Source organism: Vibrio sp. 1580, assembly GCF_033340055.1.
This window is the reverse complement of record NZ_JAWOVT010000118.1, coordinates 1-909: the sequence shown is the minus strand read 5'-3', so window position 1 is coordinate 909 and position 909 is coordinate 1. Positions and strand designations below refer to the sequence as shown.

Below are 909 nucleotides of genomic sequence, written 5' to 3'. Positions count from 1 at the left end.
CAACGGATGGCTTTCTGTATCCCAAAAAGGTTCTGGAAGAGCGCGGTATCATGCATCGCAAGGGTTTTCCCGAATCTTACGACATCAAACGTTTGGTAGAATTTGTTTCTGATGTAAAGGCGGGCAAGCCAAATCTTGAAGTACCTGTTTACTCACACATCACATACGACATTACTGATGAGCTAAAAAAAGTCGACCGACCTGACGTGCTTATTATTGAAGGCTTAAACGTATTACAAAGCGGTATGGACTACCCACATGATCCACATCGAGTATTTGTATCTGATTTTCTTGATTTCTCAATTTATGTTGATGCGGAAAGTGAAACGATAGAGCAGTGGTATGTCGAGAGATTTTTGAAGTTTCGCCGCGGAGCTTTTACTAAACTAGGCTCCTACTTCAGCCACTATACGCAGCGGTCGGTCGATGAAGCGAAAAGTAAAGCGAAAGAAATTTGGCGCAATATTAATGGACTCAATCTGGAATTGAACATTCTTCCAACCAGAGAAAGAGCCCATTTGATCCTCCACAAAGGTGCTAACCACCTTGTCGACAAAGTATCGCTAAGAAAGTAAAGGGGCTCAGTCCCCTTTTCTCAACGAAATTTCTCCGCCAATGTAGGTTTCCAAACCATTTTCAGTTTTGAGCACCACCCCACCCTGTTGGTCGATACCTTGTACCACTCCGTGTATTTCTCTCGGTCCCATAAGAAGCTTAACCGGTCGGCCGATAAAGTTGTCCAAACGATTCCAACGTTCAACAAAACCACCCAGTCCAGTCAGTTCATATTCTTCTAACGCGGCTTTCCAATGTTTGATAAGACGTATCGCCAATTGAGTTCTATCGATACTCACTTCATTGGAAATTTGGTTGAGCGTTATCCAGGGTTGATCAATACCGGGCTGCACA

1 protein-coding gene and 1 pseudogene are annotated in these 909 nt (G+C 43.7%); one reads left to right on the top strand and one right to left on the bottom strand.

Going from position 1 to position 909, the window contains the following annotated elements; all coding sequences use genetic code 11:
• The coding region (gene coaA / locus R7093_RS24425; RefSeq protein WP_318146912.1) for a type I pantothenate kinase at positions 1–575 on the top strand (575 nt) is incomplete at its 5' end.
• A 6-nt stretch (positions 576–581) separates the two neighbouring features.
• Here coaA and R7093_RS24420 read toward each other — a convergent pair.
• Positions 582–909 (bottom strand): annotated as a pseudogene (locus R7093_RS24420) (biotin--[acetyl-CoA-carboxylase] synthetase); the annotation flags it as partial.